At 44.6% G+C, this 16,210-nt stretch carries 12 protein-coding genes; 6 read left to right on the top strand and 6 right to left on the bottom strand.

Annotation, left to right across the window (positions count from 1 at the left end; genetic code table 11):
* The first annotated feature begins 279 nt into the window (after nt 1–279).
* Both AB4167_RS20760 and AB4167_RS20755 read left to right on the top strand, forming a co-directional pair.
* On the top strand, nt 280–1,428 hold the full coding sequence (locus tag AB4167_RS20760) for an extracellular solute-binding protein (protein ID WP_029235305.1): 1,149 nt from the start codon (nt 280–282) through the stop codon (nt 1,426–1,428).
* A gap of 20 nt (nt 1,429–1,448) precedes the next feature.
* Nucleotides 1,449–3,338: a GGDEF domain-containing protein gene (locus tag AB4167_RS20755; RefSeq protein WP_136982516.1), complete on the top strand. Its 1,890-nt coding sequence runs from the start codon at nt 1,449–1,451 to the stop codon at nt 3,336–3,338.
* A 210-nt stretch (nt 3,339–3,548) separates the two neighbouring features.
* Here AB4167_RS20755 and AB4167_RS20750 read toward each other — a convergent pair whose 3' ends face one another.
* A complete protein-coding gene (locus AB4167_RS20750; protein WP_017060409.1) occupies nt 3,549–4,265 on the bottom strand; it encodes a 3'-5' exonuclease in 717 nt (238 codons plus the stop codon).
* A gap of 5 nt (nt 4,266–4,270) precedes the next feature.
* Nucleotides 4,271–6,160: a DUF294 nucleotidyltransferase-like domain-containing protein gene (locus AB4167_RS20745; RefSeq protein WP_017066062.1), complete on the bottom strand. Its 1,890-nt coding sequence runs from the start codon at nt 6,158–6,160 to the stop codon at nt 4,271–4,273.
* 150 nt (nt 6,161–6,310) lie between these two features.
* Here AB4167_RS20745 and AB4167_RS20740 point away from each other — a divergent pair, with 150 nt between their 5' ends.
* A complete protein-coding gene (locus tag AB4167_RS20740) occupies nt 6,311–6,952 on the top strand; it encodes an outer membrane beta-barrel protein (protein WP_017065415.1) in 642 nt (213 codons plus the stop codon).
* A 123-nt stretch (nt 6,953–7,075) separates the two neighbouring features.
* Here AB4167_RS20740 and AB4167_RS20735 read toward each other — a convergent pair whose 3' ends face one another.
* The 3 genes from AB4167_RS20735 to AB4167_RS20725 form a co-directional block, all read right to left on the bottom strand.
* Nucleotides 7,076–8,266 (bottom strand): amino acid aminotransferase, encoded by a 1,191-nt coding sequence (locus AB4167_RS20735; RefSeq protein WP_019822582.1) that lies wholly within the window; start codon nt 8,264–8,266, stop codon nt 7,076–7,078.
* 202 nt (nt 8,267–8,468) lie between these two features.
* Nucleotides 8,469–10,010 (bottom strand): HD-GYP domain-containing protein, encoded by a 1,542-nt coding sequence (locus tag AB4167_RS20730; protein ID WP_136974827.1) that lies wholly within the window; start codon nt 10,008–10,010, stop codon nt 8,469–8,471.
* Between the two features lie 249 nt (nt 10,011–10,259).
* Nucleotides 10,260–10,559, bottom strand: a complete 300-nt coding sequence (locus tag AB4167_RS20725; RefSeq protein ID WP_017060414.1) for a hypothetical protein — start codon at nt 10,557–10,559, stop codon at nt 10,260–10,262.
* A gap of 218 nt (nt 10,560–10,777) precedes the next feature.
* On the opposite strand from AB4167_RS20725, the gene AB4167_RS20720 reads away from it, so the two are divergent.
* Nucleotides 10,778–12,181: a PLP-dependent aminotransferase family protein gene (locus AB4167_RS20720; RefSeq protein WP_017065418.1), complete on the top strand. Its 1,404-nt coding sequence runs from the start codon at nt 10,778–10,780 to the stop codon at nt 12,179–12,181.
* A 127-nt stretch (nt 12,182–12,308) separates the two neighbouring features.
* Nucleotides 12,309–12,515 carry a hypothetical protein gene (locus tag AB4167_RS20715; protein ID WP_004734707.1) on the top strand — a complete coding sequence of 69 codons (207 nt, stop codon included), beginning with the start codon at nt 12,309–12,311 and terminating at the stop codon, nt 12,513–12,515.
* A gap of 133 nt (nt 12,516–12,648) precedes the next feature.
* Here the strand turns inward: AB4167_RS20715 and asnS are convergent, their stop codons facing one another.
* Nucleotides 12,649–14,049, bottom strand: coding sequence for an asparagine--tRNA ligase (asnS, locus tag AB4167_RS20710; RefSeq protein WP_017060416.1), 1,401 nt, complete (start codon nt 14,047–14,049; stop codon nt 12,649–12,651).
* Nucleotides 14,050–14,606: 557 nt separating this feature from the next.
* Here asnS and AB4167_RS20705 point away from each other — a divergent pair.
* Complete coding sequence (locus AB4167_RS20705) at nt 14,607–16,097, top strand: SulP family inorganic anion transporter (protein ID WP_136982514.1); 1,491 nt, start codon at nt 14,607–14,609, stop codon at nt 16,095–16,097.
* The last annotated feature ends 113 nt before the right edge of the window (nt 16,098–16,210 follow it).

Genomic DNA, 16,210 nt, shown 5'->3' with positions numbered 1-16,210 from the left:
AAAGCCGCGATGAACCATTTTTTTGTCGTTAATAATAAAGGGTATGGTATGTTGATTTATTGTAAGAACAGTCATCCAGAGATATGACGGATGTATCAGAATGAGCAGACCTTTCTCTTAAAGCGAGAGTATCAACTGTTATTTAGGCACTTTTTACTATATAACGTGTCGCCCAAAGCTAGGTCTCTAATCATGAGCAGTGAGCGATAAGCCGCATCGCCCGGTTTATTGATGGGCGATTAAAATCCAACGTCTAATTTTTACCACAAGGAACCAAGTGTGAGGTTATTGAGTCTATTTGCGATGCTATTTCCGGCCGTTGCTTGTTCGTCCACACTTGAAATATGGGCTGGTATTAATTATGAAACGGCCGATTATGTAAAAGAACATATCGAAGCGATGACTGATCATCGTGTAGAAATTCGTTCGTTTGACGTCAACAGTATTCGTTCTGAACTGCTTGTTGCTGATCCTAGAGACAATACCTTTCCCGACGCCATCTGGGTTCCTTCTGACTTCTTAGGTCTAACTGAATATATCGATTTAGCGACGCTTCCTGATGCTTGGGTCGATACCCAACGCTATGAGAAAAAAGCGCTTGATGCAGTGGTCATCAACGGTGAGCTTAAGGCGTTACCGGTTGGTATTGGAAACCAAGTCGTTCTGTATTCGAGCAAGCCTCAAGCGCAAGTCGTGACATGGGAGAGCCTAATTGAACGCTCTGCTCAGTCCGATCAAGTGAGCGTGCTTTTTCCCAATCCAAACATGTACTTCTATCTAGCTTTCTATCAGCTTTTTTCTGAAGACTTATTATCGTCGAAGAATGTTAATGGTGAAGGGTTAGTTGCTATCTTTGATTTCATCGACATGTTGCAGCAGAAAAAAGTCATCGAATCATCGTGCAGCGATATTTGCGCGAGGCAGAGGTTCATCAATGGGGAAGTCGAGTTTTTGATTGACGGTGATTGGGCGTTCAGCGAACTCGATGCCGCCTTTGGTCGAGATTTGTACATCAATTCGTTGCCGACCTATCGTGGTGAAAGTATGTCTTCATTTAGTGGCGCAAAGGTTTTTGCTGTCACGGAAAAAGGCATGCAAAACCCAGATAAGAAATTGGCTTTGAAAGAAGTCGTTCAATACCTGCAATCAAACAGTTTCACCTATTTAGCTCACTCGAGTGCCATGGTTTCGCCGTTTTATGAGGTTAATCAACGCCGTGTTGAGGAAGGTAACCAGACACTTTCAAATATGTACGATGAGTTTCAAGCATCGCAAATGATGTCGAGTGACTACAAGATGGCGATCGTTTGGGAGGCATCGGCTCGGGCGTATCAGCGTTACAAGTCAGGGATGCCAAAGAGTGAACTGCATAAGTTTTACAATGATTTTGTTCAATATTACTCGGCGAATATGAGGGTAAGAGATTGAAGCTATCATTAAAATACACCATGGGCTTGGTGTTGCTGGCTTGCTCAATGCTTCCTGTTTACCTAGCGGGACAGTTGATTCTCAATAAACAAAACCAAAGTTCTTTAGAGCAAAAAGAAACCAAGCTGGACAACTCTACGACCGGTATTCGTCAAACCGTACAAGAGCAAATTAAGCTGACGGCGAGCCTAACTCAATGGTATTCGCATGACCGATCATTGATTAAAGCGGGTGGTAATATCTTTTTCTCGAGTGTTGTTTGGGACAAGATGGATAGCTTCAATGCGCTAGCGGAGAGTGTGTCCGCGACTTATATTCTGGACCAAAACTGGAAGCCCATTTATGACAGCAAAGGCAGCTTGTACCATTTTGAGCAGAGCCAGTTATTAGAAAGCTTGAAGCGTCCTCAATCGGTTTATGGGCAAGGGAAATTGTTCCACACCGAGTTTACCGAAACTGAAGTGGCGGATAATACCGCTGCAGGTATCGCTTTTGTCGCGCCGATTTTACCTTATCGTTTGATAGAAGGTTCTACATACACGCCGCAGGGTTATCTTGTGGTTCTTATGGGGTATGACAGACTTAAGACTAAAGTGACGCCTTTCCTTTATCAAAATGAGTCGGTTGAGTTTAACTATATTGATTCAACGGATGCTCAATCTTCTGAACAAAGTGCGAACATTATCTCTATCGACAGCACATTCTTTACCGACAAATTGGTACTGAACGTCAAACATCATATTTCCGACAGTGAGCGTTTATTAGAGATGCAACAAGCTCAGGTGGTCTTTGTCAGAATATTGGTGGCGACGCTTGCCATCTCGATTGTGTTTGCTCTGTTCCTAAGCCGCTGGTTCTCAGGGCAGTTAAACTTGTTGGCTGAATCTGTTACGTCGTATTCGCATAACCAGTCACCGACTCATAGTGTGGATGAACATCGTTTTACAGAGTTCGTCACGCTGAGTCGTTTATTGGAAACCATGTGGGGTCGTATACAATGCCAAGTCCGTGAACTGACCGAAAGTAACGATAAACTCGAAAGGTTTAATGTTCTGCTAGAGGACTTAGTTGAAGAGAAAACCAGCAAGTTAACTAATTCGCTCGCGCGTGAAGAATCCCAGAAGCATCGTATTTTGAAGATCGTTCAGTTTGCATCATCAAGACACGCGGCTGAATATCGGTTGATTCCTCAAATGGTCGATCAAGAGTTAAAGACATTACTTGTTCAACATTCGATTCAGTTTCATTTTAACCGGACTGGCGAGGCTGACCTGATACTCTATGACTCACAGGGGACGGCGATCGGGTATTTTTGTTCAAGTTCATTTGATGTCCTCAGTGAAGAAGATCTTCTGATTTTTGACATGTACCAAAAACAGTTAGCTGGTTGGCTAGAGCTCGAAAATATTACACGGATTAATATGCCGACTGGCTGTTTGAATCGTAAAGCTTTTAATGAAGATCTCGAATTCAGTAAACGCAGCATTAACGACAATCAAAATCAGATTTCTTTGATCATTATTGATATCAATGGCTTGAAAACGACCAATGATGTTCATGGGCATGAGACCGGGGATGAGCTGATACAGCGCTGCGTAGACGTAATCAGCCACGAATTGACACCTGCCAGTAATCTATACCGTTTGGGTGGAGATGAATTTGCGGTGCTTACCTTAACGTCTGGTGAGTCGAGTTTGCTCAATGTCGCAAAGATGACTGAGCAGTTGTACATTGCTCAGGAGCAACAGGCAATCGAGACTAAAGCGGGTATCTCTATTCCTGTCAGATTCTCGATTGGTGCAGCCTCTAGTGATTCAACAGACGTTGAGCAATTGTTCTCAGTCGCTGATGAGAATATGTATCAGCAAAAGCGTCTTTATTACCAAACGTTGTCTGTGGTTGGGAAGTAATAATGCCAATCGCGCTGACAAATAGCGATCACGATTTTCGACGTCCATTAGAGCGGAACTGCTGCGGTGTGACGTTATAATATGTTTAAACGCTTATGGGAAATGCGCTTAGTCGGGCCAACCGTTGCTTAAACACAGACGATAAAAATGAAAAAGCCCACCAATGGAAGTTGATGGGCTTTGTGTTTGTATTTAGCTTACGTAACTCAGCTAGAGCCAGAAACTCTTCAGAGGCATCTCAGAGTCAAAGTGATGAGCAATTTGCGCTTGGAGTAGCTCAGCGGTCGCAATAGCGTCAGTTAATGCATGATGCGGCGTGTAGTCGGGCAGATGGTATCGACGACGACTCTGACCCAGTCTCACTGAAGCTGGCTTCTTACCTTTCAGCTTATTCCACAAGCCGCCAGCCAGTTTATTTTGGATCTGAGATTCAATCTCCAGCGTGTCGAGGACTGGGAACTCAATGCCTTCACCGAGTCGCACTTTCAATGCATTGTCCAAAAAGTCACGTTCGATACGACGATAGTGAACCACAGGGATATGTCCCGCCATTGATTCTAAGATCTCGCCCAACACTTCGCTAAGGTCTGGCGCATCAATGATGTCATTGTGAGTGATGCCATGAATCACGACAGACTCTTCTTCAAGTTTCTGTTTTGGTCTTAGAGTCCAGTGTTTGGCTTGTCGCAAGTAGATGCGATTGAGCGTAAATGGCACTAAACCAATGGTAATGATGCCGTCTTTGTTTGGGTTTAACCCCGTTGTCTCAAAGTCGACAGCCAAAAACATCACTTCTGAAAGTGGCGTATCAGGCGCAGGAAGAGGCTGGCTATAAAAGTGCTTTAAGCGCTCGTCTCTCGCTCGTTCAAGCTTCTGAGCAAACTTAAATGGCCAATCGACCGCAGGTGATCTGAATAGTTTGTTCATAGGCCCTACTTAAACTTGTTGCTGGCTTGATAACGGAACTTAAGGAAGTTTTGCGCATTACTTAATATTTGGAATGCATCCTTTAGGTTACGTCGTTCGAAGTCAGACAGGTTCTCTGGCTCGATGTTGTTATCAGGCTCGATGTTGTTGTCGACATCGTGTGCTTGGTGGCGAATACGAACCAGAGAGATAAACTCCATCGCATCTTTCAAATCTTGAGCTCGGCCTTTTGGCAGAATACCGGCGTCAATAATGTCATCTAAGCGTTCGAACGAGTTCTTAGAGCGAGACGCTACCGCGAGCGAGTGAACACGAATCAAATCGGCGAGTGGCGCAGTACCACGACGCTTAAGGTTGATAGAGTTGTTGTGACGGCCATCTTTCTCCATCACGAAATCTTTGAAGAAGCCGAGCGGAGGTGTACGGTTGAGTGCGTTACGTGCAAGACACGCCAAGAAGCGATTGTTCTTACGTGCGCGTCGAACAATAAAGCTGTTCAATTGCTCGGCCCATTTCAGACGACCATAAACGCCATCTAAGTCGAAGAAGATTGAAGCATTTAACAGTGCTTTCGGGTTTGGATCATCAATCCAATCGGCAAAGCACTCTTCCCATTGTCGACGAGTCATACGCCACGTTGGGTTAGTCGCCATGATATCGCCAGTACAATACACATAGCCACACTGATCTAAGCCATCACAAATAAAGGTCGACAGCTCCTCAAAGTATTTACCGTGCTTTTTCTCGTCGTAGGTATCATCAAGAATGATTGCGTTATCTTGGTCGGTAACCAGCAGCTGCTCATCACGCCCCATAGAGCCCAGTGCGAGGAAACAGTAAGGAATAGGCGACTTGCCCAATTTCTCTTCGCCCAGTTCGATAATTCGCTGCTTAAAGCTACGACCAATTACCGACATTGCAGTACCCACCATGTGGGCGTTGGCATCTTCGTTAACTAAGCGCACAAAGCTGTCTTTTACTTGCTCGGAAAGCACCTTCAGATCTTCGATACTTTGTTGCTGGAAGATACTACTTACCAATAACAGCGAGTTTTGAGACTCATAACGAACAATATCGGTCGCTTCGATAATACCAATCGGCTTCTTATCTTTAAGCACTGGTAAATGATGCACGTTATAGCGAAGCATGGTCATCATAGCTTCGTATACGTAAGCATTGTGATCGAGAGAGATAACCTCAGGTGTCATTACGCTAGAGACTTCATCCGATGGGTCAAGCCCTTCAGCTAAAACGCGAGTACATAAATCTCGGTCTGTGATGATGCCAATCACGGGTGTTGAGTCATCTTCATCATCTTCAACGATTTCTGGATCAATGATCAGCAGGGAAGAGACATTGTCTTCGGCCATCATAGTCGCGGCTTGTTGTATCGTACGAGTCTTCTCGATCATCGGCGCTTCGCTAGTCAGTAGCGTTTTTACCTTGGATGTCGTGAGATCGTTGGCATCGTTATTACTTGAGTTTGCTTGGCGAAGACGGGCGTTGTCTTCTACTTCTACGAAATCTGCAAAGGAGTCGTAGTTGTCGTAGAGCTCTTGGAAAATTGGCTCAGGAATGCAGTAGAGAAGAGTATCTTCGGTCGCTTTTACTGGGAAACGAACCTTATTGTTGGTCAGTAGACCCATTTGCCCGAACAAGTGGCCTTCATCAAGGCGGTTATAGAGTTCGCCTTTACGGCGGTAGACTTCGACTTCGCCACTTCGAACGATGTATAAGTCATGAATTTGATCACCAAAGTGAATGATAGGGGTATCTTGGCGGTAATAAGAAATTTCCACGCTACTGGTCACTTTCGCCAACATCTCCTCAGGGAGTTCTGTGAAAGGGGGGTATTGTGCCAGAAAGTTTTGAATCTCTAATAACTCAGCATCCATAATGATCATCCATTGGTTTGTATGATTTCATGGTACAACATTTGATAATATTTTGCCGTCACAAATCAATCTGTGAGCTAAAACCTTTTTAAAGTCTTATGGATAGACTAACCTTTCAATTAATGGAGTGACAGTTTAAGGATGATAGGAATGTCGAAGTGGAAGCTTAGTTTTGTATCTGCGGTTTTTATGTTTTCTCCAAGTTTGTGGGCGGACACTAACGCGGTGGATATTTTGGATTACGACCATATTTATGCCACCGCGCATTCGGGCAGTTTAAATGAAGATGCAGGCAGTAATAACAATGCCTCGTCGTATGGATTAGGCGTCAGTTACGCGATGACGGATGATTGGTTGTTGCTGGGAGACTATAGCGCACGCTTCATTCACCCTGATGACACCACAACTCGAATTGATACACTGATGCCAGGTGTTGGTTACCGTTACAGCATTAAGACAGATTTAGATATAGTGGCTTACTACCTGCTTGGTATCACTAAAGGTAAGGTTGAAAATAATGACACCAACCGAACTGAATCTTCAGACACTGAGTTCATCCAAGGGGTAAAAGCTGAGCTTAACTATGGCTTTGCGAAACGTTGGATTGCCAACGGCAGCGTGCAAGTGAATCGAAGTGACCTGTTTGATGAAGAGATCTATCACTTAGGTTTACGCTATCTAGTGACTAACAAGTTTGCGATTGGTGGGTCATACCAACATCGAGATGGTGAAGGTAAAATTCGTAGCGAGCGTACTAATGAGCTAGGTGTGGAATTTTTCCTAGAGTATTAACTTACAAAGTATCTAAACCTGAAAGTGGAGACACAAAAAAGCCAGCTTAATTGCTGGCTTTTACACATCTATTGGTCTGTAAGTGCAAGCTTGTGGTCTGCAAATACAGGTTTCGCTTTTCGATTAAAGAACCGCAGCGATACCTTTACATAGAGGACCCATGTTTGACTTAGTCATACCAGCAACGCTGATACGACCAGAGCCAACAATGTAGATAGCGAATTCGTCTTTTAGGCGAGTTACTTGCTCTTTGCTTAGGCCTGAGAACGAGAACATGCCGTTTTGACGTTCGATGAATGTGAAGTCTGCATCAACACCTTCTGATTTCAGTGTCGTTACGAATAGTTCACGCATCTCTTGGATACGGTCACGCATTTCTGCCACTTCTGCTTCCCATTCAGCACGTAGATCAGCATCACCAAGGATGTGAGTAACGACAGCACTGCCGTGCGCTGGTGGGTTAGAGTAGATAGAGCGAATAATGCTCTTAACTTGAGAGAACGCTGTTGTTGCTACGTCTGCAGATTCTGCAACCAGAGTGAATGCACCAACACGCTCGTTGTACAAGCCGAAGTTCTTAGAGAACGAGCTAGCAACAAGGATCTCTTTGTTGTATTGAGCAAAAATACGTAGGCCAGCAGCATCTTCTTCAACGCCTTTTGCAAAACCTTGGTAAGCAAAATCGAATAGAGGCAGCAGTTTTTTCTCAGCAACCAGCTTAGCAAGAACTTCCCACTCTTCAGTTGTTGGGTCGATACCTGTTGGGTTGTGACAGCAGCCGTGAAGAAGAACGATATCGCCTTCAGAAGCTTTCTCTAGGTCAGCAACCATGCCTGCGAAGTCTTTGTCTTTTGTTTCAGCGTTGTAGTAGCTGTATTGAGCTGTCTCGATACCCGCAGCAGCGAAAACGCCGTTGTGGTTTGCCCAAGTTGGGTTACTGATCCAGATTTTTACATCGCCCAGTTGGCGCTTGATGAATTCACCCGCTACGCGAAGTGCACCTGTACCACCTGGAGCTTGTGCTGTTTTAGCGCGTTGAGATGCAACGATCTCTGCGTCTGAACCGAAAAGAAGTTTCTGAACCGCTAGACCGTATTCAGCTGTACCTTCAATCGTTAGGTAAGATTTGGTTTTTTCGTTTTCAAGAAGTGCAGCTTCTGCTTTCTTTACTGTTTTAAGTACTGGTGTTTGACCATCTTCATTTTTGTAGATGCCAACGCCAAGGTTGATTTTCTCTGCACGAGAGTCTTTTTTAAACTCTTCAGTAAGGCCGAGGATAGGATCGGCGGGAGCAGCTAACACTTTTTCAAACATAATCTTCATCCATGTCAATTGAGAGGGGATAGTATCTATGGGTAGTTATACCTGTATGGAATTTTTAAGACAATACGAAGTGAACAGAAAGACCAAAAAAAATCCATTTCAATCAGATTTATTGACTAAAGAGGATATTTGATAACAAAACACCCTACGGATTAACCTATAGGGTGCAAGAAGTTAGTGGATTTTGAATAGATTACGCTGGTTGAGCAATAAAGCTTTCGCGCTCGAGTTCACTCGCTACATTTTTGCCATCTTTGTAGGTCGCAGCAATTGAAACAAACGCTTGTTCGACGACCAGAAAAGCTTGGACAACTTGCGGATCAAAATGCGTCCCATTGCCCTCTAAGATGATCTGTTTAGCTTGTTCATGAGTAAAGGGTGGCTTGTAGACTCGCTTCGAGATGAGCGCATCATAAACATCAGCTAATGCCATTAAACGGCCAGATAACGGGATATCTTCACCAGACAACTGATTAGGATAACCACTGCCATTCCATTTCTCGTGGTGAGTCAGAGATATCTCCTTTGCGACTCTTAAGAAAGAGCTACTTCCCAACTGCTTTTCTGCAATAGATAACGCTTCAGCCCCAATCGCGGGGTGACCTTTCATTATCTCAAACTCTTCGTCCGTCAATTTGCCCGGCTTCAATAACACACTATCAGGAACACCTACTTTGCCCACGTCGTGCAAAGGCGCAGATTTGTAGAGCAACTCGATGTAGTTTGGTGTTAACAAGCTTGAGTGGGTTTCTGATTTGCTGAGCTCTTGTGCGAGCACCTTGACGTACTCTTGAGTTCTTAGGATATGTGCGCCCGTTTCATTGTCTCGAGATTCAGCCAATGCCGATAAGCTCACAATGGCCACGTCACGTGTGGTTTTGACTTCGTTTTGCGCGGTTTCAAGGCTATCAAGCATGGTATTGGTCATAGATGCCATTGAGCCAAGCTCGTTGTAGCCGAAAATAGGTAAGCGAACGCCTTGCTCGCCATTGGTGACTTTGTTTAATGCGTGCTCTTGGCTTAGGAGAATACGCTTAATTAGCTTACTCCAAAGCGTCATGATGGTTATCGCGTAGCCACCCAGTACCACAGCCAAATAAATAAACTCTTTGATCACGCTGATCTTGCCGGTGCCATCCAATAAGCGGTCAGGGTTGTGTTCTAGCCAGAAGATGTCTTTGACAGCAATCATCGTCAACATAGTCGTCAGTGTTACCAGAAGCACGATAACCAAGCCTATCATCTGCTTGACCAGTGAACTTCTTTCACCAACCAGTTGGAAGTCGAATTGTCCAGTCGTCTCCATTTTATCCATTTGGCTGAGCTTGGCATTCAATTGAAGAATGGTTCCGGTAAAGAAGCCGAATAGACTCATGCCAAACAGCACCTTCAAATTACTATCTATGGTGAATTCATAGCTTAAGTTGTAGTAGAGCGCGAAAGGCACACTTGCAGCAAAAAATAGCAGGGTATCGAGTTGCGCGAATCGGCCTTGCTTGACCAAGGTATGTTGCGCCAATGGGTAACGACGTGCGAGCCATAATAAGATAAACACAATACTGACTTGTGTGAAAATCTCTAACGTCGTTAAGCTATCGAGCATAGGGCACACCCGACTGCCATAGGTGCCAAACAGCACGCCAGCAATGACGTATAACTTAGTCGTTAGCGATTGATTGTAATTTGAAGTATCCATCGGTAAGCCTTTGTTCTCATTCTTATTAGATTTACGCATTCATTGATTCACGACTTTAGAATTGCGAATGATTAGCATAAGTGACGTGAATAAGACCGGAAATTCTATCGATAGCTTTCGTGGATTGATACAAGAAACTGGTTTGTGTTAGAGATTTGTTAGCTAGGTGGGGGTTATTGCAGCATTTTTATGAAGATACTTGAATAGCCTCGGTCGAGGTTCGAGGCTATTCAGTCTGTGTACTGGTTAGAATCGCGAGTGATTGAGTTTGCTATCTACTTTACCCCGTTACTTTTTGAGATTGATTTCAGCTTCGATTGAGCCGGTTTCAATCTCAGGGTGAGACGCTAGTTTGTCTGCAGCCCATTGGTTGATGTGTTTCAGAATAGCAGACACCGCGTGTTTTTCCGTTGGTGCTTGGTCTTGTTCGACATCGATCTTTTGCTTTGGATGTGAGCCTGTCGCATCTTCAGCAATATGGAGCCAATCTGGGTGCCAGTAATATGGCTGACCGCTCGGTGTTGTCCAACTGTGAACACCGTTTGACTCTCCTTTATAACTTAATTGGTCTGCTTCTATTTTTTTCATTGTTATCTCGCATGTTTTTGGGTTACATCAAATTATTGAGGTAGAAAGCCAACTTAGCTCCTACCTTGGGTACAAACTTAGCAAAGCTTACAAAGTTATCTGTGAACCAATTCACACTATTGTGGAAATTAGGTGCGATCATATGGATAGCAGCAATAGTTGTTGGCGTAAGTGATAAAATCACCGGCTCACAGAATTTCTCTAGGTAGTACAATTAGATGGCGCGTTATGAAGAGCTTGCAAAGGATATTCGAACTCAGATAGCCAACAATACGTGGCGATCCGGAGAGAAGATCCCTTCGGTACGCATGAGTTGTCGAAATTACAACGTCAGCAATAGTACTGTCTTACAAGCCTACCAGTTGCTAGAAAGCGAAGGGTGGATCATCGCTAAACCTCAGTCGGGCTACTTTGTAGCGCCAAGGCTGGACGGCGTTGACTACGCACAGCCACTCGTTAGTGAAAAGAAAGCCATTAATGACCGCTTATTTGATTTCTTGAAGTCGAGTTCAGCCGAAGGTGTGATTCCTTTCGGCTCTGCATTCCCAGATCCCGACCTTTTCCCGTTACCTACCTTGACTCGAAACCTTGCCAGCGCGGGTAGGAAGATGACTGGCGCGAGTGTGATAAATAATTTACCACCGGGCAGTGAGTCCTTGAGAAGGCAAATCGCACAGCGTTATCTGCAGCAAGGGATCACGGTTAATCATCAAGACATCGTGATTACGTCGGGTGCTATGGAGGCGCTCAACTTGAGCCTGCAAACGGTCACCAAGTCGGGTGATAACGTCGTGATTGAGTCTCCCGCATTCTATGGTGCTCTGCAGGCTGTCGAGAGGCTCGGGCTTAACCCTATCGAAGTGGACGTTTGCCCAATCAATGGGTTGAATATAGAGCAGTTTGAAAACGCGCTACAAAACCAAGATGTTAAAGCGTGTTGGCTGATGACGACTTTTCAAAACCCAACGGGAACCAGTTTGTCGGAACAGGCAAAGCGCCGTGTGGTAGAGATTGCAGAACAGCATGGAACCTACATTATTGAAGATGACGTGTATGGCGATCTTTATTACGAAGGGCATAAGCCGAAGCCACTAAAGGCCTTCGATAAGACCGATTCCGTCTTGCTTTGTGGGTCGTATTCAAAAAGTTTGTGTCCTGGTTATCGAGTAGGGTGGGTTGTGAACACGCGTTTTAACGACGCGATTCAAAAGTTACAGCTTCTTTCTACGTTATCGAGTAGCGCTCCTGTTCAACTTGGTGTCGCTCATTTCTTAACGCATGAAAGCTACGACAATCACCTTCGTAAACTGCGTAAAAACCTTGTCGTCAGGAAAGAGCGATTTATCGATGTCATTAAGCAGTACTTTCCGCATTCAATAGAGATTGAAGAGCCGGCTGGTGGTTACTTGATATGGATTCGCTTTTCTGAAAAATTCGACAGCCAACAGTTTCATCAACTGGCTATCGAACAAGGTATTAGCGTTGCATCTGGCGATCTGTTTAGTGAGCATGGCAGAGTGGATAACGCGATACGATTGAACTTCTCTTATGAACTGACAGAAGAGAAAGAACAGGCGCTCATCTGGCTTGGCAAACTGGCACATCAACTTACGCACTCGTAAAACCTTAAGTCCCTCATAAAAAAGACAATCATTCCAACTGTACGGGTTGTTTGTGGGGTAACTGTACGCCTAATTGACCAAAGAGTTGTGATTCAATAACGGTAGACCAAATATTGGAGATACCGTTATGTTGAAAATGACTATGGGAAATGAAGTTAAGCTGATTATTGTCGCTATTGTGTGTGCGCTTCTGCTTATTCTCGGCCACGTACTGCTGGCAAAAGCATTCGCTGATATGGCGTGGGCGGAATACACCACTGCCGCGATCCCATTCGTTATGATGGCAATTTGCGGTCTTGCAATAAAATACGCTATCGACCAAGATGTGGATTAGCTTTTGAAATAATGAGTCTCAGATAGTGGCACGCAGAAGCATCTGGACTCGTTTTATTCCGAACATAAAAAAACCTCCGCAAGTGCGGAGGTTTTTGTTTGTTCTTAACTTTTAATATCGAATAGGTTTCGAATTAGAAGTTTGCAGAGCGTGGTGTACGTGGGAATGGAATCACGTCACGAACGTTACCCATACCTGTTACGTAAGATACTAGACGCTCGAAACCAAGACCGAAACCAGCGTGTGGCACTGTACCGTATTTACGTAGGTCGCGGTACCAGCTCATGTGCTCAGGGTCGATACCCATAGCAATCATACGCTCGTCTAGAATGTCTAGACGCTCTTCACGTTGTGCACCACCGATGATTTCACCGATGCCTGGTGCAAGTACGTCCATTGCTGCAACTGTTTTGCCGTCGTCGTTTAAGCGCATGTAGAAAGCTTTGATGTCTTTCGGGTAGTTCTTAACAATAACAGGTGCTTTGAAGTGCTCTTCAGCTAGGTAACGCTCATGCTCAGAAGACATGTCGATGCCCCACTCAACGTCAAACTCAAATTTCTTACCAGAGTCTAGTAGGATTTGGATTGCGTCAGTGTAGTCAACTTGTGCGAAATCAGCGTCTACGAATTGCTCTAGACGAGTAATTGCTTGCTTGTCGATGCGAGAAGCGAAGAACTCAAGGTCGTCGCGGCGCTCTTCAAGAACAGCAGCGAAAACGTACTTAAGCATGTCTTCAGCCAGTTTCGCTACATCGTTAAGGTCTGCAAACGCAACTTCAGGCTCAACCATCCAGAACTCAGCTAGGTGGCGGCTTGTGTTTGAGTTTTCAGCACGGAACGTAGGACCGAACGTGTAAACCTTGCTTAGTGCACAAGCATAAGCTTCAGCATTAAGTTGGCCAGATACTGTTAGGAACGTCTCTTTACCGAAAAAATCTTCGTTGAAGTCTACGTCGCCTTTTTCAGTGCGTGGTAGGTTTTCCATGTCTAGCGTAGAAACACGGAACATTTCACCAGCGCCTTCCGCATCAGATGCAGTAATAAGCGGAGCAGAAGTCCAGAAGAAACCTTGCTCGTGGTAGAAACGGTGAATCGCTTGAGATAGACAGTTACGTACACGTGCTACTGCGCCAATCACGTTTGTACGTGGACGTAGGTGAGCAACTTCACGAAGGTACTCGATAGAGTGACGCGTCTTAGCCATTGGGTAAGTGTCAGCGTCTTCAACCCAGCCTACAACTTTAACGTCAGTTGCTGCTAGTTCGAAGTCTTGACCTTTCGCAGGAGACTCAACAATCTTACCCGTTACTTCAACAGAGCAGCCAGTTGTTAGCTTTAATACTTCGTTTTCGTAATTATTAAGATTATTAGGAACCACGGCCTGAATCGGGTCGAAACAAGAGCCGTCATAAATGGCAAGGAAAGAGATTCCAGCTTTGGAATCACGACGTGAACGGATCCAGCCGCGAACAGTTACTTCACTGTCTACCGCTAGCTTGCCGCCAAGTACGTCTGTTACAGGCGCGTAAGTCATGTTGATTTCATTCTCCATTGAGGGACAAATTCAACTCAAAGTCTCTGGCATTGCTGCAAATAAATATACATTTGCACAATAATTAGCCGAAACATTAAGTTGTATAAACTTTTTAAATCGATTGAACATATTACCTGTCATACCGACAGCTTCAACCTTTATTCTTGCTTGGTGAAAGAAATATTGTGTCTACTGACGATAAATAGGTTTGAGGGGGTGTTTTTTGTTCGATCTTAGCGTCAGCCTTACCTTTCACCCTATGTGAGCTGCTGAACGAGCATGGCGTAATCGAAACCTTTGTTTTCAATAATGGGAGTGTGATTGTGTTGAGACTCACTCTATATTGGCGCGGATTCAGTCATTTTGGACTTGATCACCTTCTTAATTTCCCACTAAAGTACAAGAGGAGTTTAATATCTACGTGTTAATTACGCCGCCTTAACCCCTGCATTCTCTCTACACCCGCACTTTTCGAGCGCTCGCTCATTCAAGAAAAACAGTCGATCAAATTATGTCTCAACAAGGCAGGACTGGCTGTACAAGTAAAAGAGAATTACATGCTTAATTATTTAAAAAAACACTGGTTATCAAACGTTAAAGGAGATTCATTGTCTGGGATTGTGGTTGCACTCGCATTGATCCCTGAAGCCATCGCATTTTCAATTATTGCAGGCGTTGACCCTAAAGTAGGGCTCTATGCCTCGTTCTGTATTTGTGTCGTCACTGCTTTGGTTGGCAGTCGTCCGGGAATGATTTCCGGTGCAACAGGCGCTATGGCGCTACTAATGGTCACTTTAGTGAGAGAGCACGGACTAGAATATCTACTCGCCGCTTCATTTCTAGCTGGCGTCATTCAGATCGCAGCTGGTTATCTCAAGCTTGGTAACCTGATGAATTTCGTTTCCAAATCGGTGATTACTGGATTTGTTAACGCGCTCGCCATTCTAATTTTCATGGCCCAACTTCCTGAATTAATCAACGTCCCTTCAAGCGTTTACGTGTTAGTCGCTTTGGGTTTGGCGATCATTTATCTGCTTCCTTATTTCCCCAAGTTTGGTCGCGCAATACCTTCTCCACTGGTCGCGATTGTTACCCTGACAATCATTAGTTTGCTCTTCGGCTTAGATGTGAGAACGATTGGCGATATGGGCAAGCTTCCCGATTCACTGCCTGTGTTCTTGATTCCTAATATTCCATTCACGTTTGAGACGCTTGCAACCATCCTGCCATATTCGATTGCTCTGTCTCTGGTTGGCTTGTTGGAATCCTTGATGACAGCGACCATAGTCGATGACCTGACTGATACTGAAAGCAATAAAAACAATGAGTGTAAAGGGCAGGGCGTTGCGAACATCGTGGCTTCCCTTTTTGGTGGAATGGCGGGCTGCGCAATGATCGGTCAGTCGATCATTAACATCAAATCAGGTGGCTTAACCCGATTGTCCAGCATGATCGCTGGGGTGGTTTTGTTGCTAATGGTGGTGTTTGTTTCTGATTGGTTGAAGCTGATACCGATGGCCGCTTTAGTGTCTGTGATGATCATGGTTTCTATCGGCACATTCTCATGGCGTTCCATTGTTGAGCTTAAAGATCACACACTGCCAACCAATGTAACCATGCTAGCAACCGTGGCGGTGGTGGTGTTTACTCATAATTTAGCAATAGGTGTTGCGGTTGGCGTGGTGCTGTCGGCTCTGTTTTATGCACATGCCAGCAAATCCATGGTGTTTATATCCGATGAAGTCGTGACAAACGAAATGCACACCATTCACCGAGTAAAAGGCCATGTCTTCTTTGCTTCGTCAGATGCGTTTGTCGACTTATTTGATTATGACAACGCGACCTCTTTAGTGACCATCGATATATCTGATGCGTCATTCTTAGATAATACCTCTGTTGAGGCGCTTGATAAGGTTGTGTTCAAGTTCCGTAAAAAAGGGGCTTACGTTGAAGTGTCAGGAATGGATAACGTGAGTGCGAACCTGATAGTCAAACACGCGATGTATCACAAGCATAAAGACTTAACCGCGGTTTCCATTACGCACTAATCTTGGTTTAAGGTACTTTTAAAGCCTGAAAGCCTGAAAGCCTGAAAGCCTGAACTAGACATTGTTATGAAGTTAAAGCGCTCATTGTTGAGCGCTTTTTTGTGGTTCATCGC

It is taken from the genome of Vibrio sp. 10N.286.49.E11 (assembly GCF_041469505.1).
GTDB classification, from domain to species: domain Bacteria; phylum Pseudomonadota; class Gammaproteobacteria; order Enterobacterales; family Vibrionaceae; genus Vibrio; species Vibrio crassostreae_C.
This window is presented reverse-complemented; position numbering and strand designations above follow the sequence as displayed.

What these genes read in the sequence shown, in the direction of transcription:
- AB4167_RS20755 (WP_136982516.1), top strand. Translation starts at nt 1,449, where the DNA reads ATGGGCTTGGTGTTGCTGGCTTGCTCAATGCTTCCTGTTTACCTAGCG.
- AB4167_RS20750 (WP_017060409.1), bottom strand. Translation starts at nt 4,265, where the DNA reads ATGAACAAACTATTCAGATCACCTGCGGTCGATTGGCCATTTAAGTTT.
- AB4167_RS20745 (WP_017066062.1), bottom strand. Translation starts at nt 6,160, where the DNA reads ATGGATGCTGAGTTATTAGAGATTCAAAACTTTCTGGCACAATACCCC.
- AB4167_RS20740 (WP_017065415.1), top strand. Translation starts at nt 6,311, where the DNA reads ATGTCGAAGTGGAAGCTTAGTTTTGTATCTGCGGTTTTTATGTTTTCT.
- AB4167_RS20735 (WP_019822582.1), bottom strand. Translation starts at nt 8,266, where the DNA reads ATGTTTGAAAAAGTGTTAGCTGCTCCCGCCGATCCTATCCTCGGCCTT.
- AB4167_RS20730 (WP_136974827.1), bottom strand. Translation starts at nt 10,010, where the DNA reads ATGCGTAAATCTAATAAGAATGAGAACAAAGGCTTACCGATGGATACT.
- AB4167_RS20725 (WP_017060414.1), bottom strand. Translation starts at nt 10,559, where the DNA reads ATGAAAAAAATAGAAGCAGACCAATTAAGTTATAAAGGAGAGTCAAAC.
- AB4167_RS20720 (WP_017065418.1), top strand. Translation starts at nt 10,778, where the DNA reads ATGGCGCGTTATGAAGAGCTTGCAAAGGATATTCGAACTCAGATAGCC.
- AB4167_RS20715 (WP_004734707.1), top strand. Translation starts at nt 12,309, where the DNA reads ATGTTGAAAATGACTATGGGAAATGAAGTTAAGCTGATTATTGTCGCT.
- asnS (WP_017060416.1), bottom strand. Translation starts at nt 14,049, where the DNA reads ATGACTTACGCGCCTGTAACAGACGTACTTGGCGGCAAGCTAGCGGTA.
- AB4167_RS20705 (WP_136982514.1), top strand. Translation starts at nt 14,607, where the DNA reads ATGCTTAATTATTTAAAAAAACACTGGTTATCAAACGTTAAAGGAGAT.